19 protein-coding genes are annotated in these 18,508 nt (G+C 77.6%); 7 read left to right on the top strand and 12 right to left on the bottom strand.

The window, feature by feature from the left end:
- Nucleotides 1-51: 51 nt before the first annotated feature.
- From ABTW95_RS22130 to ABTW95_RS22115, 4 genes are read right to left on the bottom strand one after another with little or no spacing between them, the layout of a single operon-like run.
- Nucleotides 52-348: a CDGSH iron-sulfur domain-containing protein gene (locus tag ABTW95_RS22130; RefSeq protein WP_396450954.1), complete on the bottom strand. Its 297-nt coding sequence runs from the start codon at nucleotides 346-348 to the stop codon at nucleotides 52-54.
- Nucleotides 323-1,063 (bottom strand): HemK2/MTQ2 family protein methyltransferase, encoded by a 741-nt coding sequence (locus ABTW95_RS22125; RefSeq protein ID WP_396450956.1) that lies wholly within the window; start codon nucleotides 1,061-1,063, stop codon nucleotides 323-325. Before ABTW95_RS22125 ends, ABTW95_RS22130 begins: the two co-directional genes overlap by 26 nt.
- The gene (locus tag ABTW95_RS22120) at nucleotides 1,060-2,289 is read right to left on the bottom strand and encodes an iron-containing redox enzyme family protein (RefSeq protein ID WP_500227262.1); all 1,230 of its coding nucleotides are present in this window, start codon (nucleotides 2,287-2,289) and stop codon (nucleotides 1,060-1,062) included. The genes ABTW95_RS22125 and ABTW95_RS22120 overlap by 4 nt, the downstream gene beginning before the upstream one ends.
- Entirely contained in the window at nucleotides 2,286-3,611 is a 1,326-nt protein-coding gene (locus ABTW95_RS22115) for a carboxylate-amine ligase (RefSeq protein WP_500227261.1), read from the bottom strand. Before ABTW95_RS22115 ends, ABTW95_RS22120 begins: the two co-directional genes overlap by 4 nt.
- Before the next feature lie 212 nt (nucleotides 3,612-3,823).
- Here ABTW95_RS22115 and ABTW95_RS22110 point away from each other — a divergent pair, with 212 nt between their 5' ends.
- Both ABTW95_RS22110 and ABTW95_RS22105 read left to right on the top strand, forming a co-directional pair.
- The gene (locus ABTW95_RS22110; protein WP_500227260.1) at nucleotides 3,824-4,447 is read left to right on the top strand and encodes a cysteine hydrolase family protein; all 624 of its coding nucleotides are present in this window, start codon (nucleotides 3,824-3,826) and stop codon (nucleotides 4,445-4,447) included.
- A gap of 7 nt (nucleotides 4,448-4,454) precedes the next feature.
- Nucleotides 4,455-5,486, top strand: a complete 1,032-nt coding sequence (locus tag ABTW95_RS22105; protein WP_500227259.1) for a GlxA family transcriptional regulator — start codon at nucleotides 4,455-4,457, stop codon at nucleotides 5,484-5,486.
- Between the two features lie 90 nt (nucleotides 5,487-5,576).
- Here ABTW95_RS22105 and ABTW95_RS22100 read toward each other — a convergent pair whose 3' ends face one another.
- Nucleotides 5,577-6,377, bottom strand: a complete 801-nt coding sequence (locus ABTW95_RS22100) for a sulfite exporter TauE/SafE family protein (protein ID WP_500227258.1) — start codon at nucleotides 6,375-6,377, stop codon at nucleotides 5,577-5,579.
- A 91-nt stretch (nucleotides 6,378-6,468) separates the two neighbouring features.
- Nucleotides 6,469-7,053, bottom strand: coding sequence for a TetR/AcrR family transcriptional regulator (locus tag ABTW95_RS22095; protein ID WP_396452464.1), 585 nt, complete (start codon nucleotides 7,051-7,053; stop codon nucleotides 6,469-6,471).
- Between the two features lie 169 nt (nucleotides 7,054-7,222).
- On the opposite strand from ABTW95_RS22095, the gene ABTW95_RS22090 reads away from it, so the two are divergent.
- Nucleotides 7,223-8,008 carry an alpha/beta fold hydrolase gene (locus tag ABTW95_RS22090; RefSeq protein WP_396452462.1) on the top strand — a complete coding sequence of 262 codons (786 nt, stop codon included), beginning with the start codon at nucleotides 7,223-7,225 and terminating at the stop codon, nucleotides 8,006-8,008.
- A 65-nt stretch (nucleotides 8,009-8,073) separates the two neighbouring features.
- Here ABTW95_RS22090 and ABTW95_RS22085 read toward each other — a convergent pair whose 3' ends face one another.
- Nucleotides 8,074-8,697, bottom strand: coding sequence for an IMPACT family protein (locus tag ABTW95_RS22085; RefSeq protein ID WP_396452460.1), 624 nt, complete (start codon nucleotides 8,695-8,697; stop codon nucleotides 8,074-8,076).
- 64 nt (nucleotides 8,698-8,761) lie between these two features.
- On the opposite strand from ABTW95_RS22085, the gene ABTW95_RS22080 reads away from it, so the two are divergent.
- A complete protein-coding gene (locus ABTW95_RS22080) occupies nucleotides 8,762-9,196 on the top strand; it encodes an ester cyclase (RefSeq protein WP_500227257.1) in 435 nt (144 codons plus the stop codon).
- A 54-nt stretch (nucleotides 9,197-9,250) separates the two neighbouring features.
- Here ABTW95_RS22080 and ABTW95_RS22075 read toward each other — a convergent pair whose 3' ends face one another.
- Nucleotides 9,251-10,030 (bottom strand): HAD-IIA family hydrolase, encoded by a 780-nt coding sequence (locus ABTW95_RS22075; RefSeq protein ID WP_396452456.1) that lies wholly within the window; start codon nucleotides 10,028-10,030, stop codon nucleotides 9,251-9,253.
- 212 nt (nucleotides 10,031-10,242) lie between these two features.
- On the opposite strand from ABTW95_RS22075, the gene ABTW95_RS22070 reads away from it, so the two are divergent.
- The gene (locus tag ABTW95_RS22070) at nucleotides 10,243-11,982 is read left to right on the top strand and encodes a class I adenylate-forming enzyme family protein (RefSeq protein ID WP_396455011.1); all 1,740 of its coding nucleotides are present in this window, start codon (nucleotides 10,243-10,245) and stop codon (nucleotides 11,980-11,982) included.
- Nucleotides 11,983-12,034: 52 nt separating this feature from the next.
- The gene (locus ABTW95_RS22065; RefSeq protein ID WP_396452452.1) at nucleotides 12,035-12,454 is read left to right on the top strand and encodes a RidA family protein; all 420 of its coding nucleotides are present in this window, start codon (nucleotides 12,035-12,037) and stop codon (nucleotides 12,452-12,454) included.
- A gap of 248 nt (nucleotides 12,455-12,702) precedes the next feature.
- Here ABTW95_RS22065 and ABTW95_RS22060 read toward each other — a convergent pair whose 3' ends face one another.
- The 3 genes from ABTW95_RS22060 to ABTW95_RS22050 all read right to left on the bottom strand — a co-directional run bounded on the left by ABTW95_RS22060 (nucleotide 12,703) and on the right by ABTW95_RS22050 (nucleotide 16,291).
- Nucleotides 12,703-13,278, bottom strand: coding sequence for a TerD family protein (locus ABTW95_RS22060; RefSeq protein WP_396455012.1), 576 nt, complete (start codon nucleotides 13,276-13,278; stop codon nucleotides 12,703-12,705).
- Between the two features lie 149 nt (nucleotides 13,279-13,427).
- Nucleotides 13,428-15,185 carry an acyl-CoA dehydrogenase family protein gene (locus tag ABTW95_RS22055; RefSeq protein WP_500227256.1) on the bottom strand — a complete coding sequence of 586 codons (1,758 nt, stop codon included), beginning with the start codon at nucleotides 15,183-15,185 and terminating at the stop codon, nucleotides 13,428-13,430.
- On the bottom strand, nucleotides 15,185-16,291 hold the full coding sequence (locus ABTW95_RS22050; protein WP_500227255.1) for an ACP S-malonyltransferase: 1,107 nt from the start codon (nucleotides 16,289-16,291) through the stop codon (nucleotides 15,185-15,187). Before ABTW95_RS22050 ends, ABTW95_RS22055 begins: the two co-directional genes overlap by 1 nt.
- Nucleotides 16,292-16,441: 150 nt before the next feature.
- On the opposite strand from ABTW95_RS22050, the gene ABTW95_RS22045 reads away from it, so the two are divergent.
- Entirely contained in the window at nucleotides 16,442-17,464 is a 1,023-nt protein-coding gene (locus ABTW95_RS22045) for a 3-oxoacyl-ACP synthase III family protein (RefSeq protein WP_500227254.1), read from the top strand.
- A gap of 125 nt (nucleotides 17,465-17,589) precedes the next feature.
- Here the strand turns inward: ABTW95_RS22045 and ABTW95_RS22040 are convergent, their stop codons facing one another.
- A complete protein-coding gene (locus ABTW95_RS22040; protein ID WP_396454689.1) occupies nucleotides 17,590-18,447 on the bottom strand; it encodes a LysR family transcriptional regulator in 858 nt (285 codons plus the stop codon).
- Between the last annotated feature and the right edge of the window lie 61 nt (nucleotides 18,448-18,508).

The raw sequence follows: 18,508 nt of genomic DNA, 5'->3' as shown, positions 1-18,508 counted from the left end.
CGCCTCGGCGCACTCCCACCGCCTGCGCCGCCCGAACCGGCCGGCGGCCGGTCACCCGCGGGTGCGGCGGCGGTGGCTGGTGTCGCAGAACGGGTAGGAGCGGCTCCGGCGGCACGCGCACAGCGCGACCAGCCACCGCTCCGACACGACCGTGGAGCCGTCCTCCAGGACGACTTCGACGGGGCCCTCCACCAGAACCGGGCCGCCCGGCACCATCCGCACCCGCCGCCGCTCCCCCGCCGGCCCGCGCCCCGGCGCGCGATCCTTCGCGCTCCCCTCCGCGGGAGCGCCCTCCGGTCCGGCGCCGGCCTCGGGCACGCGGTCAGGCGGCCTGGTTCCGGTGCTCACAGCCCTCCTCCCCGCAAGCCTCCCCGCACGCCCCGCCGCAGGCGGCGGCTGCCCCGAGCCGGTCGGCGCGGACCACGACGAGGTCCTCGTGCCGCTGCCCGGGGCCCAGCAGGCCCCGCGCCGCCAGCCGCGCCGCGCGGCGCCGCATCACCGGCCCGAACGGCTCGCGGTGCCGCGCCACCACCGACGCGCGCATCCCGGCGGCGCGCAGCGACACCAGCGTCGCCGCCACCCCGTTCAGCGCCGAGTGCACCAGCAGCAGCGTCCCCGACGGCGCCAGGTGCCGCGGGGCGCGCGCGCAGATCCGGTCCAGCAGCGCGCGGCCGTCCGGCCCGGCCTCCCACGCGCGGGCCCGGCCCCGCACCGCCGCCGGGTCGGCGTCCCCGGCCACGTACGGGGGGTTGGCGACGATCACGTCGAACACCTCGCCGGCGACCGGCGCGAACAGGTCGCCGCGCAGCACCCGGACCGGCAGGCCGCGCACCCGCGCGTTCATCCGCGCGGCCAGGACCGCGGGCGCCGACACGTCCACCGCGACGACGTCGCAGCCGGCGCGGGCGGCTGCCAGCGCGACCGCGCCGGTTCCGGTGCCGAGCTCCAGGACCCGCGCGCCGGGGCGCACGCCCCCGCGGGTCAGGGTCCGGGTCAGCGCGCCCGTCAGCAGCGAGGTGTCGGACTGCGGCCGGTACACCCCCGGCGGTCTCAGCAGCATCATCGCCCGGTCCCCTCTCCCCCGTCGGACGGTGCGTCAGGCCCCGCGTCAGGCCCCGCGTCAGGCCCCGCGCCGGGCGGCATGGCGGACGGCGCGTCGGGCGGCGCGTCGGGCAGGGGGCGGCGCAGCGCCGGCCGGCCGGCCCGCCAGGCGTCCAGCAGGCGGGCGCCCAGGCGGTCCTCCAGCAGCCCGGTCGCCCGCACGCCCAGCACCACGTCGCCCGCCAGGGCGGGCTCGGCGGCCAGCAGCGCGCCGACCACGTCGTGGCGCAGGACCTGCTCGTGGACGGCGTCGGCCTCGATGTGCTCGGTGTAGAACAGCAGGGCGCGCGGGCCACCGCCCAGGCGCTCCAGGGCGCGGGCCATGCGCCGCGCGGACGGCGCCGTGGTGATCTCGGCGGCGGCGAAATGCCCGACCAGGGCGCCGCGCAGGGACCGGTGCAGCCCGAACAGCGACATCATGTTCACCGTCGCCAGCATCGCCGCCGGGGCGGCGTCCACGTAGGCGCCGTAGGCGGGGTCCAGGCCCAGGTCCTCCAGCAGCCCGGCGTACAGGCCCTGGTGGATCATGCCGGGGCGGCCGCCGCCGAACTCGTCGTTCTCCACCGCGACCAGCGCGGTCTTGGCGCGGCCGTGCAGGCGCGGGATCACCCAGGCGTGCGGGTCGGCCTCCTTCAGGTGGTACACCGACCGCAGTGCCGCGTGCTCGCGCAGCTGCCACGCCTCGCCGTCGTCGCGCAGGTGGTGGGAGACGCCGCGGGCGTCCACCGGCTCCACCAGCAGCTCCCCCAGCGCCCCTTCGACATCGGTGGCGGCGGCGTCGGCTCCGGGGAGGGCGTCGCGGCGCAGCGCGTCCAGGAACGCCGCCTCCAGCGCGCCGCGCAGCCGCAGCAGCGCCGGGTCCCACTCCCAGCCGGGGTCGACGCCGGTGAAGCCGCGGTAGTGCAGCTCGTAGCAGGTGTGCAGGGCCAGCTGCACGTCGTCGCCGTAGGGGTCGGCCGGCTGCGCCCCGGGATCGGGGAGGGCGGCGGGCAGGCGGTCCGGGTCGCCCGGCGGCGGGCCGGACCGCAGGGCGGTGATCACGGCCTGCGACAGCGGGCCGCGCGGCAGCGGCAGCGCCGGCACCGTGCCGTGCGCCGTGCCGGGCGGCTCGGCGCCGGGCGCGGCCGTGCCGGGCGCGTCCGGTGCGGTCGCGGCGTCTTCGCGGGCCGGAGCCTGCGGAGCGGTCATGTGTCCTCCGTCGTCAGGGGGGCGTCAGGCTCCGGTACCCGCTCACGCAGGTCCCATACGCCCGGTTCCTCCCCTCGGGTCGCGTGCGGTGGCGTGCCGGGCCGCCGGACGGGCGGCCCGGCCGGCGGGGCGGGCGGTCCCCCGGTGAGGCGGCCCGACTCGGTCTGCCGCGCCAGCATCCGCACCGCCGCGCGGGGGCCGCCCCGGCGGGCGGCGCGGCGCTGCCGGTCCGCGCCCGTCCCGGCCCGGCGGACCGCCTCCAGCAGCGTGAACACCGTGTCCAGGTCGCCGGTGTCCTCCAGCGCGGGGGCCGCGCGGGCGACCATGTCGTCCACCAGCCGCCGCGCCGGGACGGCCCGCCGCGTCACCGGGTCGGCCAGCGTGCCGCCCAGGCCGTGCCGGGCCGCGTTCCACAGCGCCGCCGCGCACACCTGCCCGTCCGCCCGCGGCGCCTCCCGGCCCGCCGACAGATCGGCCAGGGCGGCGCCGACCAGGCCCCGCACCAGCGCCGCCTGCAGCACCGCGTCATCCGCGGTGGGCGCCGCGTCCGCCGCGCGGACCTCCACCGTCGGCCAGCGCGGCGACGGCCGCGCCAGCCAGAACGTCATGGCCGGGTCGACCAGCACGCCCGCCTCCACCAGCGCCGCGACCCGCGCGTCCCACGCGGCCGCCGACGCCGACCACGGCGGCACCCCCGCGCCGGGGAACCGGGCCATCTCCACCATCCGGCGGCACGCGTAGCCGGTGGGGCGCCCGTGGTCGAACGGCGAGTTCACCGACAGCGCGAGCAGCACCGGCAGCCACGGGCGCAGATGGTTCACCACCGCCACCGCCGCCTCCCGGTCGGGGACGGCGACGTGGACGTGGCAGCCGCACGCCTGGTAGTCCTCCACCACGTCCCCGTAGACCGCCATGATCTCGGCGAACCGGTCGCCGCGCGCGGGCGGCGGGGGCGGGCCGTCCAGCACCGGCGTCCCCGACGACACCAGCAGCGCACCGCCCGCCCGCGCCGCCGCGGCCAGCCGCGCCCGCCCGAACCGCAGCTGCTCGCCCAGCGAGGCCAGGTCGCGGCACACGCCCGTCGCGGCCTCCACCTGCGAGGTCAGCAGCTCGTTCTGGAAGGAGCCGCCCGATCCGGTCCAGCGGTGCGGGCCGGCCGCCGCCAGGACGCGTTCGGCGTCCGGGACGCACTCCCCCGACACCGCGTCCACCAGCAGGAACTCCTCCTCCACCCCGATGCTCGGCGGCCCGCCCCGCGGCGGGGCGCTGTCCGGCGGGACGCCGCGCGCGGTCGCGTCCCCGCCGGTGCCGTGCACGCCCATGTGCTGCCCCCTCGATCGTCCGCACCCCGCCACCCGGGGGATGCCCGTCCAGAACGTCCCCTCCCGCGACCGGCCAAACTCCTTTCCGCCGGGAAGCCGGCAGGCGGCCGCCGGGCGGCGCCCGCGCGGTGACCGTGCGGTGACCGGATCGTTCCGCATCGCGCCGCGATCGTGCCTGCCGCCGCGCGCGGCGACCGGCCAGGATCGGCGGCATGAACCGAGCGCTTCTCGTCATCGACGTCCAGGAGTCCTTCCGCCGCCGCCCGAACTGGGCGGCGGTGTCGGCGCCCGACATCGCCGGCCGCGCCGCCCGCCTGGTCGCGGCGACACGCGTCGCCGGCGACCTGGTCGTGTGGGTGCTGCACGCCGAACCCGGAACCGGCGGCCCGTTCGACCCCGACCTGGGCCACGTCCGCCTCATGGACGGGCTGGCGCCCGGGGCCGGCGAACCCGTCCTCACCAAGACCTCGCGCAACGCCTTCACCACCACCGGGCTGGCGCAGCTGCTGACCTCGCGGGGCATCGGCGAGGTGGTGGTCTGCGGCATCCAGACCGAGCAGTGCTGCGAGACCACCGCCCGGCTGGCCGCCGACCTGGGCTACCGCGTCACCTTCGTCACCGACGCCACCGCCACCTTCCCCATCGAGCACCGCGACGCCCCGCCCGGCAGGCCCCTGCAGGAAATCCTCGCCGACCCCGCCACCCTGCCCGCCGACCAGATCATCGCCCGCACCGAGTACGCCCTGGCCGGGCGCTTCGCCACCATCGCGAGCCTGGACGACCTCGCCCCCGCGCAGGCCCCCGCGACCGGCCCCGAAGCGGCGGCGGTAGGCTGACCGGATCGTGAACCGCGTCGTCTTCCTGCTCGTCCCCGGACTGCATCTGCTCGACCTCGCCGGGCCTGCCCAGGTGTTCTCCACCGCCGCCGACGCCGGCCTGCCCTACCGGCTCGCCTACGTCGCCGACCACCCCGGGACCGGGCAGGAAGACGGCCCAGAAGACGGGCCGGAAGACAGGCAGGGAGGCGGGCCGGGAGACGGGCGGGCCGGCGAGCGGGAGGTGCCCACCGCGCAGGGCCTGCCGCTGCGGGCGCCCGCCGCCTGGCCCGACCTCACCGCCGCCGACACCGTCATGGTCCCCGGATGGCGGTGGCGCGACGGCACGCCCCACGCCCCGCCGATCTCCGCGCGCGCCGCCCGCCGGCTGGTCGCCCACCACGCCGCCGGCGGCACCGTCGCCAGCGTCTGCGCCGGCGCGTTCGCGCTCGCCCACGCCGGGCTGCTGGACGGCCGCCGCTGCACCACCCACCACGAGCTGCAGGACGACCTGGCCCGCCGCCACCCCCGCGCCGCCGTCGTCCGCGACGTCCTCTACGTCACCGACGGCCGCGTCCTGACCTCGGCCGGCATCGCCAGCGGCATCGACCTGGCCCTGCACCTGCTCGCCGTCCGGCACGGCCCCGCGGCCGCCGCCCAGGTCGCCCGCACCATGGTCGTGTACGCGCGCCGCAACGGCGACCAGCCCCAGGCCGGCGCGATGCTGCGGTACCGCGCCCACCTGTCCGACCCGGTGCACCGCGCGCAGGACCTCATCGACGCCGCCTACACCCGCCCGCTGCCGCTGGCCCGCCTCGCCGCCGCCGCGGGCGTCAGCGAGCGCACCCTGACCCGCCGGTTCGCCGCCGCGACCGGCCTCACGCCCCTGCGCTACCAGCAGGAGCTGCGGCTGGAGCACGCCGAGCACCTCATGGCGCAGGGCGCCACCGCCGAGGCCGCCGCCCGCGCCGTCGGGTTCACCGACGCGCGCATGCTCCGCCGCCTGCGCGCCCGCCCCCAGCGCGCGACCGGCCGTGCGGGCGCGGCACCGACCCCGTAGACCGACCGCGTAGACCGGCCGCGTAGACCAGCCCGCAGACCCCCGGTGCGGGCCGGCCGTGCGGGCCGGCCGTGCGGGCCGGTCGTGCGGTCAGCCGTGCAGGGCCACGTAGGGGGCCAGCACCAGCAGGCACACCACCAGCGCGCCCTTCAGCGCGGCCGCCGGGACCGTCCGGGCGATCACCCATCCCGCCAGCACGCCCGCCAGCTCCGGGACGCCCAGCAGCGCCGCGAGCCGCCAGTCCACCGCGCCCGCCGCGACGTACCCGGCCGTCCCGGCGGCGGCGATCACCACCGACTGGGCCTGCGCCGCCGCCAGCGCCGGCAGCACCGGCATCCCCAGCGCGATCAGCAGCGGGACGCTCAGCAGCGGCCCCCCGACCCCGAACATCGCGCCCACCGCCGCCACGCCCGCGCCGACCGCCACCGCCGCCGGCCACCCGATCCCCCGCCCCGCCCCGTCCCCGTCCCCGGTTCCGTTCCCGGGTCCGGTGCCGCCGGCGTCCGGCGGGCGCCGCCGCAGCACCAGCACCGCGACCAGCGCGATGAACACCCCCAGCAGCACCCCGAACGCCCGGCCGGTGACCAGGCCGTTGGCCAGCACGCCCAGCGGCGTCCCCACCAGCGCCGCGGCCGCCAGCAGCGCCGCCGTCCGCCGCGTCCGCGGCTCGCGCAGCTGCCCCGACCGCGTGTACACGGCCGTGCCCAGCACCCCCGTCGCGACGTTGGTGACGATCGCGGTGCCCGCGACCCGCGCCGGCGGCAGCCCGGTGAACGCGAACAGGCCCACCGTGATCAGCACCCCGCCCGGCCCCACCGCGGTGATCCCGATGCCGGCCGCCACGGCCAGCAGCACCAGCCCCGCGGCCACCGCCGGCTCCAGCCCCGCCACCGCCACGCACCTCGCCTCCGCCGCCCGCGGCTCAGGCTATGCCGCGCCCCCCGCCGCACCGCAAGATCGGCCGGCGATCGCGGCGGCGGGGTCAGCCGCGCCGCGCGGGCGGGGCGAGCGCCCCGGACAGGAACAGGGTGGTCGCGGCGGCGGTGGCCTCCTCCACGCCCAGGCGGTCGCGCAGGACGCGCGACACCACGCCCTCCAGCAGGCTGAAGTACAGCTCGGCGAGGGTGTGGACGGGCAGGTCGGCGCGGAAGTGCCCGGCGGCGGCGCCGTGCTCGAACACCGCGCGCAGCGGCCCCGCGAGCCGCCGCTCGATCAGCCGGGCCTCCCGCGGCGTCCGGTCCGGCAGCCCGAGCGCCCGGTGCCGGCAGGCCGCGGCGATCGTCGCGCGGGTCATCCGGGCCACCGCCTCCTCGATGGGGACGCGGTCGAGGCGGGCGTCCTCCAGCCGGGCGGTCAGGTCGGCCAGCGCGGCCTCGTAGAGCGCGTGCAGCAGGGCCTCGCGGCTGGGGAACCAGAGGTCGAGGGTCTCGCGGTCCACCCCCGCCGCCGCAGCGATGTCGGACATGTCGGCCGCGCAGGCGGGCGTTCCGCGCTCGGCCAGCATCGCGGCGGCGGCCCGGAGGATCTCCGCCCTCACCCCGTCGCCGGCGACCGTCCCGCTGCCCATCGCGGGAAAGGCTACACCCGCCGCGGCGCCTCCCGGAGGGCCTCCGCCCGGCCGCCCCCGCGGCGGGGCCGGCGGGCCGCGCGGCGTGTCGGTTGCGGCGCCGCCCGCCCGGCAGGTGGGGTGGGAGACGGCCCGCACCGGGCCGCGACACCTGGGAAGGGCATCCCTCATGGAAACCGTGCACTCCAAGGACGGCACCCGCATCGCCTTCGACCGGACCGGGAGCGGCCCCGCCCTGGTCTGCGTCGGCGGGGCGCTCAACGACCGCGGGTCGGCCGCTCCGCTCGCCGGGCTGCTCGCCGGCCGGCACACCGTCCTCGCCTATGACCGGCGGGGCCGCGGAGACAGCGGCGACACCCCGCCCTACGCCGTCGACCGCGAGATCGAGGACCTGGCCGCCGTGCTCGGCGCGGCCGGCGGGTCCGCCGCGGTGTACGGGATGTCCTCGGGCGCGGTGCTGGCGCTGCGCGCCGCCGCGGCGGGGCTGCCCGTCACCCGGCTCGCGCTGTTCGAGCCGCCGTTCCACTCCGGCCACGACGACCGGCTGACCCGTGCGCGCGCCTACAACACCGAGCTGACCGGGCTGCTGGCCGACGGGCGCCGCGGCGACGCGCTCGCGCTGTTCATGGAGGGCGTGGGGATGCCGCGGGAGATGGTGGCGCAGGCCCGCAACTCGCCGATGTGGGCGGCGCTGGAGGCGCTCGCGCCGACCCTGGCCTACGACTCGGCGGTGATGGACGACGCCCGCGGCGGCGCGATGCCCGAGGCGCTCATCGCCCGCGTGTCCGCACCCGCGCTGGTCGTGGACGGCGGCGACAGCCCCGCCTGGATGCGCGACACCGCCCGCCGCGTGGCCGCGCTGCTGCCCGCCGGGACGCACCGCACCCTGGACGGCCAGAGCCACGACGTCGCCCCCGAAGTCCTCGCGCCCGTCCTGGCCGACTTCCTGGCCTGACCCGGGGCCCGGGGCCGCCGGGGGCGCACGGATGCCGGGGCGCGGGCCGCCGGGGCGGGGGGCGGTCAGGGCACCGGGACCTCGATGTGGCCGGCCGCGCCGCGCCGCAGCGCCGCCCGCCCCGCGGTGACCTCCGCCGCCCACGCCTCGAACGCCGCCAGGTCCTCGGCGGGCACCGCGACGTCGGCCTCCACGGTCGCGGCGTAGCGGACGTCGCCGGGCCGGTGCCCGGCCGCGTGCAGGTCGCCCAGGAACCGCCCGGCCAGGGCGTGGTCGACGCCGACGGTGACCGTCACCGCCGGGCGCAGCTCGACCACCCCGACCGCGTCGACGGCGTCGGCGACCGCCTGGGAGTAGGCGCGCACCAGGCCGCCCGCGCCGAGCTTGACCCCGCCGAAGTAGCGGGTGACGACCGCGGCGGTGCCGGTCAGGCCGCGCCGCAGCAGCACCTCCAGCATCGGCACGCCCGCCGTCCCGGCCGGCTCGCCGTCGTCGCTGCTCTTGGTGATCTCGCCGTGCTCCCCGACGACGTAGGCGGTGCAGTTGTGGGTCGCGTCGCGGTGGGCGCGGCGGTGCGCGGCGATGAACGCCGCGGCCTCGGCCTCGTCGGCGGCGCGGGCGAGCGTGCAGACGAACCGGGATCGGCGTATCTCCAGCTCGCGGGAGCCGCCCTGTCTGATCGTGCGCATGGCGCGTCCGAGTCTACGGCCGGGGCGTGTTCGGCCCGGCGCGGCGGCGGGCACAGTGGGCGGCATGGGTTCTTTGGACGCGGGTTCTTTGGACGCGCTGTACCGGCGCTGGCTGTTCGAGGTGTGGGAGGGCGACTTCGCGGTGGCCGAGCAGATCCTCGCGCCCGGCTTCACCGGCCACTGGCCGGACCTGGAGGTGCACGGGCCGGCCGAGGCGGCCGAGCAGGTCCGCCGCTCCCACGAGTACTTCTCCGGCGTCCGCACCGGCCTGGACGCCGGCCCGGTCGTCGGGGACGGGACGGGGGGCGGGATGGTCGCGGCCGCGTGGACCTTCCACGGCACCTACCGGGGCGGCGTGCCCGGCGCGACCGCCGCGCCCGGGACGCGGGTGTCGTTCCGCGGGCAGGACATCTTCCGCGCCGAGGACGGCCGGTTCGCCGAGTACTGGGTGGTGTCGGACGCGCTGGGCCTGATGACCGCGCTCGGCGCCGTCGGCTGACCGCCCCCGCCTCCCCCCGGGAGGCCCGCGGGCGGCCGCGCGGGAGGCCGCGGGTCAGACCAGGTCGACGAGGTCGGCGACCGAGTTGACGACGCGGCTCGGGCGGAACGGGAACCGGGCGATCTCGTCCTTGCGGGTCACCCCGGTCAGCACCAGGATCGTCTCCAGCCCGGCCTCGATGCCGGCGACGACGTCGGTGTCCATCCGGTCGCCGATCATCGCGGTGGACTCGCTGTGCCCGCCGACCACGTTCAGCGCGGTCCGCATCATCAGCGGGTTCGGCTTGCCGACGAAGTACGGCTCCACCCCCGTCGCCCGCGTGATCATCGCGGCGACCGCGCCGCACGCGGGCAGCGACCCCTCCGGGGACGGGCCGACCGGGTCGGGGTTGGTCGCCACGAACCGGGCGCCGCCCTCGATCAGCCGGATCGCGCGGGTGATCTGGGAGAAGCTGTAGGTGCGGGTCTCGCCCAGCACCACGTAGTCGGGGTCGATGTCGGTCAGCACGAAGTCGGCCTCGTGCAGCGCCGTGGTCAGCCCCGCCTCCCCGATCACGTAGGCCGACCCCTCGGGGCGCTGGTCGGCCAGGAACCGGGCGGTCGCCAGCGCCGAGGTCCAGATCGACTCGGCGGGGACCTGCAGGCCGGCCGCCGCCAGCCGGGCCGACAGGTCCCGGCGGGTGTAGATCGAGTTGTTGGTCAGGACGAGGAACGGCGTCCCGGCCGCCGACAGGCGGCGGATGAACTCGTCGGCGCCGGGCACGGGGCGGCCCTCGTGGACCAGGACCCCGTCCATGTCCGACAACCAGTACTCGATCGGCCTGCGTTCGGTCATGCCCCCATTGTCGCAGGTGAGGATCTTCGTTCGGACCGTTCCCGCGCGGCCGCCGCCGGCCCCGCCCCGGCGGCGGGGCGGCGATGGGGCGTTGACCTGCGCGTGACGCGGATCATAGATTTTCGAGACGGCGCACCGAACCGTGTTCGGCGGTCGGGCCGCGCGGCGGCGCGCCGTGACCCCGCGGGAGGCGCGACGTGCAGGACCGTCCAGTGCAGGATCGTGACAGGCAGAGCGGGCGGCAGGCCGCGCCGCCCGGCGGGCTGCCGGGCATCGCCGAGGTCAGGGAGCGGCTGACCGCGCCGGGGAGCCTGTTCGAGATGGACGAGGTCGACATCCGCGGCGTCCGGACCCGGGTGTGGAAGAACGCCCCGCCCACCCTGCGGGAGATCCTGGAGATCTCCCGCGCCCACGGCGACGCCGACTTCCTGGTCTACGAGGGCGACCGGCTCACCTTCGCCGCGCACTACGCGGCCGCGGCGGCGTTCGCGCGGCGGCTCATCGACCGCTACGGCGTCGGCAAGGGCGACCGGGTCGCGATCGCGATGCGCAACTACCCCGAATGGTCGGTGGCGTTCTTCGGCGCCGCCGTCGCCGGTGCGGTGGTGGTGCCGCTGAACGCCTGGTGGACCGCCGCCGAGCTGGAGTACGGGCTGTCCGACAGCGGCGCCAAGGTCCTCGTCGCCGACGCCGAGCGCGCCGAGCGGCTCGCCGGGGCGCTGCCGGGCCTGGGCGCGGCGTGCCTGGTCGTCCGCCCCGACGGGCCCCTGCCGGCGGGCGCGGAACCGTTCGCGGAGGTGCTCGGCGACCCCGGCGACCCGGCCGCCGCGTCGCTGCCCGACGTGGCGATCGGCCCCGACGACGACGCCACCATCTTCTACACCTCCGGCACCACCGGCCGCCCCAAGGGCGCGCTGGGCACGCACCGCAACATCGCCACCAACCCCGTCAGCCTCGCCTACGGGATCCTGTCGGCCGGGGTCCGCGCCGGCCGCACCGTCGAGGAGCTGATGGCGCCGCAGCCGCGGGTGACGCTGCTGAGCGTGCCGTTCTTCCACGCCACCGGCTGCCACTCGGTGCTGGTGACCAGCGCGCTGCAGGGCGGCACCGTGGTGCTGATGTACAAGTGGGACGTGACCAAGGCGCTGGAGCTGATCGAGCGGGAGCGGGTCACCGGGTTCGGCGGCGTCCCCACGATGGCGTGGCAGGTGCTGACCTCCCCCGAGTTCGGCCGGTACGACACCTCCAGCCTCACCGGCGTCAGCTACGGCGGCGCCCCCGCCGCGCCCGCGCTGCTGGACACCATCAAGGAGCGGCTGCCCGAGCGGGTCCCCGGCAACGGGTACGGCCTCACCGAGACCTCCTCGGTGACCACCTACAACGGCGGCGTCAACTACCTGGAGCGGCCCGAGAGCGTCGGCCCGCCCGTCGCGGTCTGCGACGTCAAGGTCGTCGACCCGGCCGGGAACGAACTGCCGCCCGGGGAGGTCGGCGAGCTGCTGATCAAGGGCCCGAACGTCATCAAGGGCTACTGGAACAAGCCGGAGGCGACCGCGCAGGCGTTCAGCGACGGCTGGTTCCACAGCGGCGACCTGGCCCGGCTGGACGCCGACGGGTTCGTCTACATCGTCGACCGCGCCAAGGACATGCTGATCCGCGGCGGGGAGAACATCTACTGCGCCGAGGTCGAGGCCGCCCTGTACGAGCATCCGGCGGTGGCCGACTGCGCCGTGATCGGCGTCCCGCACCAGGTGCTCGGCGAGGAGGTCGGCGCGGTCATCGTGCCGCGCCCCGGGGAGAAGGTCGCCGCGGAGGAGATCAAGGAGTTCCTGGGCGGGCGGATCGCCGCGTTCAAGGTGCCCGCCCACCTGTGGTTCCGGGACGAGCCGCTGCCCCGCAACCCCGGCGGCAAGATCCTCAAGACGCGGCTGCGCGAGGAGCTGCTCGGCTGACCCCGCGGGCGGCCCGCGCGGGGCGGCCGGGACGCCGTAAGGTGATCTTGTGATGAGCAGTGATCCGCGTTCGGGAATCCGGCAGGTCGAGGCGCCCGGCCTGGCGCCCGGCCCCGGCTACAGCCACGTCATCTCCGTCGACGTCCCCGGCCGGCTGGTGGTGGTCAGCGGGCAGGTCGCCCTGGACTCGGCCGGGAACCTGGTCGGGCCCGGCGACCTGGAGGCCCAGACCCGGCAGGTGTTCGGCAACCTGGAGGCCGCGCTGACCGCCGCGGGCGCGACCTGGGAGCACGTGATCCGGCTCGGGTACTTCCTGCGGGACGCGGGCGGCGTGGGCGTGGTGCGGTCCGTGCGCGCCGAGTTCGTGCCCGAGGGGGTGGAGCCGGCCGCGTCGCTGATCGAGGTGTCCCGGCTGGTCCGCGACGACCTGCTGATCGAGGTCGAGGCGCTGGCCGTCGTCCCGGCCTGCTGACCCGGCGACCGCCCCCGGCCCGCCCCGGCCCGCAGCGACCGCGCGGACCCGGCGCGGCCCGCGGGCCGGTCGAAGCGCGGCGGGGGGGGGCCGCCGCGCGGGGGGGGGGCCGCCCGGCCCGGCGGAAGGCGGCGCGGCGCCCCGGACGGTTCCGGGGCGCCCCGCTGCGGACTCTCGGCCGTGCGCCCGGCCCGCGGTGCGGCCGTGCGTTCGGCGCGTGCGTTCGGCGCGTGCGTTCGGCTCGCCGGTCAGACGTTGACGCCGTAGTCGGAGGCGATGCCCGCCAGGCCGGAGGCGTAGCCCTGGCCCACCGCGCGGAACTTCCACTCCGCACCGTTGCGGTACAGCTCGCCGAACACCATGGCGGTCTCGGTGGAGGCGTCCTCCGACAGGTCGTAGCGGGCGATCTCGCTGTTGTCGGCCTGGTTCACCACGCGGATGAACGCGTTGCGGACCTGCCCGAAGTTCTGCTGCCGGCCGTCGGCGTCGTAGATCGACACCGGGAACACGATCTTGGAGACCTCGGCGGGGACGGCGTTGAGGTTGACCTTGATCTGCTCGTCGTCGCCCTCGCCCTCGCCGGTGAGGTTGTCGCCGGTGTGCTCGACCGAGCCGTCGGGGCTCCTGAGGTTGTTGAAGAACACGAAGTGCTGGTCCGACAGGACCTTGTTCTCGGCCGACACCAGCAGGGCGCTGGCGTCCAGGTCGAAGTCGGTGCCGGTGGTGGTCCGCACGTCCCAGCCCAGACCGACCACGACGGCGGTCAGTCCGGGAGCCTCCTTGGTCAGCGAGACGTTGCCGCCCTTGCTCAGACTGACTCCCACTGTTGTCTACCTCCGTATCGGGACAGCGGACGGCCGGCGCCCGCGATCGGTCTGTCTAACGAGAACGGTAGCCATCCCTCGCCGGTTCCCCCGGCTCCTTGCCGAATTCGCGGCGTGGCGTGCCGTTTCGCGCCGTCCCGGGCGGAGGGTCACCGGCCGGCCGGGCCGGTGAGGAACGCGGCGGGAGCGGTGACGGGCGCGGGCAGCTCGAACGCGGCGGCCAGGTCCGCCGCGCGCGGCGCCAGCACGTCGCAGGCCCGGCGCCGCGCCGCCCACACCTCGTCCAGGAAACCCGGCGGGGCGGCGCCCTCGTTGAGCAGGTCGGGGGCGCGGCGGTCCAGGACGTTGAGGGCGTGCAGCCGCAGGACGGGCCCGAGCCCGTCCGGGTCGGCGGCGGCGGACGCGGCGCAGATCTCCAGCACGATCCGGTCGGCGCACGCGGCGGCCGTCCTGGCGGCCAGGACGAGGTTGCCGTTCCAGGCGGTGAACGCGTCGCCGCCGGCGGCCAGCGCGTCCTGGACCCGGCCGGCGAGCCGGTCGCGCATGCGGCGCTCGGCGTCGCGGGCCAGGAACAGCCACACGCGCGGGGAGTCCAGGTCGCCGCCGTCGGGCGGGCCGGCGCCCGGCTCGGGCGGGGTGTAGCGGTCCAGGTCGGCCATGGCGCGGGCGGTGTCGTAGAGGATCAGCTCGTTGTCGCCGCCGGCGTTCTGGTAGGCGTGGGCCAGGCCGCGGTAGGCGTTGAGGCGCTCGGCGGCGGCGAAGCCGGGCGCGCCGCTGTGCACCCGGCACGCCGACACCGTCTGCTGCGCCTGGGCGGTCGCGGCGGCCTTCAGCAGCGCCAGGTCGCGGTCGACCGCCGACCAGGGCGCCCACGCGGTGTCGGGCCCGCCGGCGGCCGGGGCCTGGGGGGCGGCGGGGCGGGGGGCGGTGACGTGCGCGGCGACGGCGGTGAGCGCGTGGGCGGCGGCCAGCGCGCCGAGCACGGCCTCCTGCTGGTTGCGGTAGTCGGTCAGCGGGCGGCGGGGCGCGAGCCTGCCGAGGGTGGTGCGGTCCGCCGAGTGCGCCAGCAGCATCCCCGCCGACGCGCGGGTGATCGCGGCGGAGGCGGAGATGACGGCCCGCCACACCGGCGGCGCGATGCCCATGGAGCGGGTCAGCCGGGCCGCCGGGTTCCCGGCCGGGTCGTGGAAGGAGCCGTCGGCGGCGATGCTCGCGCCGTCGCGCAGCCACGCCTCGTAGGGGACGCGGACGCCGTCGAGCAGGACGGCGGCGTAGTCGATCGGCAGCCCGGTCGTCTCCGGCGCCGGGACGATCCGCACGCCGGGCGGGACGGTGCCGTCGGGGCGGCGCAGCGGCACCGCGAACACGAACACCCCGCGCTCGCGCCCGCCGTGGACGAGGGTGGCGTAGACGGCGGCGGTCTTGGCGACGCCGGGGTGGGCGGTGTTGGTGGGGAACTTGGCGGCCTGCGGGTCGGGGGTGGTCAGGGTGAACCCGCCGGTGCCGGGGTCGTGGCGGGCGACGGTGCGGGGCGACAGGTGGCTGTTGCTGCGGCCGACCTCGGTCATCAGCAGCGTCCCGGCCGCCTCCATCGACTCCAGCGCGTCCCGCGCCTCCCGCGCGCCCTGCTGCCCGCCGCCGAACCGCAGGATCGGGCCGAGCGCGAGGGTGTAGTGCAGCAGCATGACGTGGAACAGGGCGGGGTCGGCGATGGCGGCGCGGTCCAGCAGCGCGCACAGCAGGGGCGGGTCGGCCAGCAGTTCGGCGGCGGGCGGCGCGGCCAGCCCGGCGTGCCGCAGCCGCCGGTAGGTGAGGGCCTGGTGCTCGCGGGCGGTGAGCCCGGCGGGGTAGGTGAAGAACTCCTCGGGGACGGCCTCCTCCAGCCGGGCCCGGGTCTTGGCGTCCATCACCGCTCCCCTCCCCCGCGCCCGGCCGTATCCGGGGCTGTATCGGGGGGCGCATCGGGGGGCGCCGTGCCGGGGGCCGCCGTCTCCGGTGCGGGCGTGCCGGGGGCGACGCCGGGGGCGGCCTTGCCGGTGCGGCCGTGGCGGGGCCGGTCGCGCAGCGGCGCGAGGGTCCGCGCGCCGGGCACCGACAGCCGGGCGCACTGGCACAGCGCGTCGCCGGGGCCGGCCTCGGTGAACACGGTCGCGCCGGCGGCGCGCACGGCGCGCAGGGCGCCGGGCAGCCGGACGGGCTTGACGATGCAGTCGGCCATGGCGCGGTGCAGGTCGTCGCCGTCGCGGTAGGCGCGGCCGCGGACCGGCGAGTGCACCTCCAGCTCCAGGGGCCGCTGGGGCAGGTGGCGGATCATCGCGTACCACTCGTCGTCGGCGCCGGCCATCGCGGGGTGGTGCGACAGGTAGGGGACGGCGAGCCGCACGGCGCGGATCCCGGCGCCGTGGGCGGCGTCCACGACCGCCTCCAGGGGGCCGTCGGGACCGGACACGATCGTCACCGACGGCGCGTTCAGGCAGGCGACCACCACCTCGGGCGCGGCGGCGGACTTGATGCAGGCGCGGGCGCCGTCCTCGCCGGTCTCCAGCAGCGCCATGCCGCCGCCGCGGCCGCGGGAGGCCAGGACGCCGACGGCGGCGACGGCCATCCGGGCGCCGTCGGCGATGCCGAACGCGCCGGCGCTGACCAGCGCGGCGATCTCGCCGAAGCTCTGCCCGACCGCGTAGCGGGGGTGGACGCCGCAGGCGCGCAGGGCGCGGTCGACGGCGACGGAGGCGGCGTAGGAGCACAGCTGGGCGACGCCGGGGGTGCGGGACGCGGCCCGGTATCGGGTGGGGTCCTCCAGCAGTATCGCCCGCAGGGACGGCCAGCCGGCGGCGGGCAGGCCCTCCTGGACGGCGTCCAGGACGTCGGCGACGGCGCGGGCGGCGCCCGGCCCGGCGGCGGCCAGGGCGGGCAGGTCGGGGACTCCGGTGGAGCCGGTGCCGGGGAACAGGAAGGCGCAGATGTCGCCGGGTTTGAGGGCGCGGGCGGGGTCGAACGCGGTGGACGGCACGCGGGTCTCCTTACCTGAAAGGAAGGCCGACTTACCCATTCGGGCATAAAGGCCGCTTAATGCGCACATATGGAACATAAACCGTGAAATGGGATTATTCACTCGTGCAGTGGGTCTGACAACCGCCCGTGGCGCGAGGGGGGAACGAGCGTGACCGTGCGCGAAGACACCCGGTGGGCCGTCCGCGGGACCGGCGCCTGCCTGCCCGAGCGGTGCGTGCCGAGCGACGAGCTGTCCCGCTCGCTGGGCCTCGATCCGTCCTGGATCGAGGACCGCACCGGCATCCGCCGCCGGCACCTGGCCGCGCCCGGGCAGGCCGCCTCCGACCTGGCCGCGGCCGCCGCCGGACGGGCGCTGGACGCGGCCGGGCTGGACGCCGCCGACATCGGCCTGATCGTCCTCGGCACCTCCACGCCCGACCTGATCGCCCCGTCCACCGCCTGCCGCGTGCAGGCCCTGCTCGGCGCGCGCCGCGCCGCCGCCTTCGACGTCGCCGCCGCCTGCACCGGGTACGTGTTCGGGCTGCAGGCCGCGCTCGGCTGGCTGGCCGCCCAGCGCGGCGCCGCCCCCTACGCGCTGGTCGTCGGCGTGGAGGTGTACTCGCGGTTCCTCAACCCCGCCGACCGCGGCACCGTCGCGGTGTTCGGCGACGGCGCCGCCGCCACCGTCATCGGGCCCGTCCCCGCCCCCTACGGGATCGGCCCGGTCACCCTGGGGTCCGACGGGTCGGGCACCGACGACGTGCTCATCCCCGCCGGCGGCAGCCGCACCCCCGCCACCGCCGAGACCCTCGCCGGCCTCGGCCACACCATCCACATGGACGGCCGCGCCGTCCGCGGCTTCATCGAGCGGATCTTCCCCCGGCTGGTCGCCGAGGCCACCGAGGCCGCCGGGATCAAACCCGCCGACCTGGACCTGGTCGTCCCGCACCAGCCCAACCCGCGGCTGGTCGCCGCGCTGGCGCCCGGCGCCGGGCTCGACCCCGGGCAGCTGGCGATCGTCGGGCACGACGTCGGCAACATCGGCGCCGCCAGCATCCCCTACGCCCTGGACCGGGCCGTGCGCACCGGCCGCCTGGCCGGCGGCGACCTGGTGCTGCTCGCCGGGTTCGGCGCCGGCGTCACCTGGGGCCACACCCTCATCACCTGGCCCCCGGCCCCGCCCTCCGCCTGACCCTCCCGGCGGTCCTCGCCGATCACGCGCGGCCGCGGCCAGGTCCGGGACGGACCGGGCGCGGACCGGGCACGGACCGGGCGCGGTGCGGTCGGCCGGTGCGCGGGGTCTGTGCCGGGGGCGGGTCAGGCGCTGCGGGCGGCGGCGAACTCGGCGGCGACGGCGGCCGTGGACCGCACGAACGCCGCCAGCGCCCGCGACCGGGACGCCTCCGGCCACGCCAGCACCAGCGTGGTCGGCGCCGCGTCCCGCACCGGCACCGCCACCAGGTCGTCGCGCAGCAGCCCCCGCATCGACTCCGGCAGCACCGCCACCGCCCGGCCCAGCGCGATCAGCTGCATCAGCTGCCCGCCGTCGGTGACGGGCGGCAGCCCGTCCAGGCCGTGCCCGTACCGGGCGACCGGCGCGTCGCCGCCGTCCAGGTCCGCCAGGGACACCTCCGCGCGGCCCGCCAGCCGGTGCGCGCGCGGCAGCACCGCGACCTGCGGCTCCTCCAGCAGTTCCTCCACGGCCAGGCCGGTGACGTCCTGCCGCGGCGTGTACAGCAGGGCGGCGTCGGCGCGGCCGTCGCGCAGCGCCCGGTCGGCGCCGTAGCCGAGCAGCATCTCCACCGGCACGGCGTCGGGTTCGCGCTCGTAGGCGGACAGGATCGCCGGGAGCAGCCCGCCGCCGTCCCCGCCGGGCTTCATCGCCAGGACCAGCCGGGGCCCGGTCCCGCCGGCGCGGCGGGTGCGGCGGACGGCCGCGGTGACGGCGTCCAGCGCCGCGGCGCCTTCGGCCAGCAGCGTCTCGCCGGCCGGGGTGAGCGTCACCCGGCGGCTGGTGCGCTCCAGCAGCCGCACGCCCAGGCGCCGCTCCAGCCGGCCGATCGCCCGCGACAGCGGCGGCTGCGCGATGCCCAGGCTCTCGGCGGCCCGGCCGAAGTGCAGTTCCCGCGCGACCGCCAGGAAGTAGGCGAGCTCCCGCGTTTCCACCACGTCCATACCTCCAGGGTATTGATCGGGGCGCGATCGGTGTTGGAGCCGGCCGCGCCGCCGGTGGTGG

This window comes from Spirillospora sp. NPDC127506, assembly GCF_040302145.1.
In the GTDB taxonomy this organism is placed as follows: domain Bacteria; phylum Actinomycetota; class Actinomycetes; order Streptosporangiales; family Streptosporangiaceae; genus Spirillospora.
This window is presented reverse-complemented; position numbering and strand designations above follow the sequence as displayed.

What these genes read in the sequence shown, in the direction of transcription:
- ABTW95_RS22075 (WP_396452456.1), bottom strand. Translation starts at nt 10,030, where the DNA reads ATGACCGAACGCAGGCCGATCGAGTACTGGTTGTCGGACATGGACGGG.
- ABTW95_RS22080 (WP_500227257.1), top strand. Translation starts at nt 8,762, where the DNA reads ATGGGTTCTTTGGACGCGGGTTCTTTGGACGCGCTGTACCGGCGCTGG.
- ABTW95_RS22125 (WP_396450956.1), bottom strand. Translation starts at nt 1,063, where the DNA reads ATGATGCTGCTGAGACCGCCGGGGGTGTACCGGCCGCAGTCCGACACC.
- ABTW95_RS22055 (WP_500227256.1), bottom strand. Translation starts at nt 15,185, where the DNA reads ATGGACGCCAAGACCCGGGCCCGGCTGGAGGAGGCCGTCCCCGAGGAG.
- ABTW95_RS22120 (WP_500227262.1), bottom strand. Translation starts at nt 2,289, where the DNA reads ATGACCGCTCCGCAGGCTCCGGCCCGCGAAGACGCCGCGACCGCACCG.
- ABTW95_RS22095 (WP_396452464.1), bottom strand. Translation starts at nt 7,053, where the DNA reads ATGGGCAGCGGGACGGTCGCCGGCGACGGGGTGAGGGCGGAGATCCTC.
- ABTW95_RS22085 (WP_396452460.1), bottom strand. Translation starts at nt 8,697, where the DNA reads ATGCGCACGATCAGACAGGGCGGCTCCCGCGAGCTGGAGATACGCCGA.
- ABTW95_RS22090 (WP_396452462.1), top strand. Translation starts at nt 7,223, where the DNA reads ATGGAAACCGTGCACTCCAAGGACGGCACCCGCATCGCCTTCGACCGG.
- ABTW95_RS22065 (WP_396452452.1), top strand. Translation starts at nt 12,035, where the DNA reads ATGAGCAGTGATCCGCGTTCGGGAATCCGGCAGGTCGAGGCGCCCGGC.
- ABTW95_RS22110 (WP_500227260.1), top strand. Translation starts at nt 3,824, where the DNA reads ATGAACCGAGCGCTTCTCGTCATCGACGTCCAGGAGTCCTTCCGCCGC.
- ABTW95_RS22115 (WP_500227261.1), bottom strand. Translation starts at nt 3,611, where the DNA reads ATGGGCGTGCACGGCACCGGCGGGGACGCGACCGCGCGCGGCGTCCCG.
- ABTW95_RS22040 (WP_396454689.1), bottom strand. Translation starts at nt 18,447, where the DNA reads ATGGACGTGGTGGAAACGCGGGAGCTCGCCTACTTCCTGGCGGTCGCG.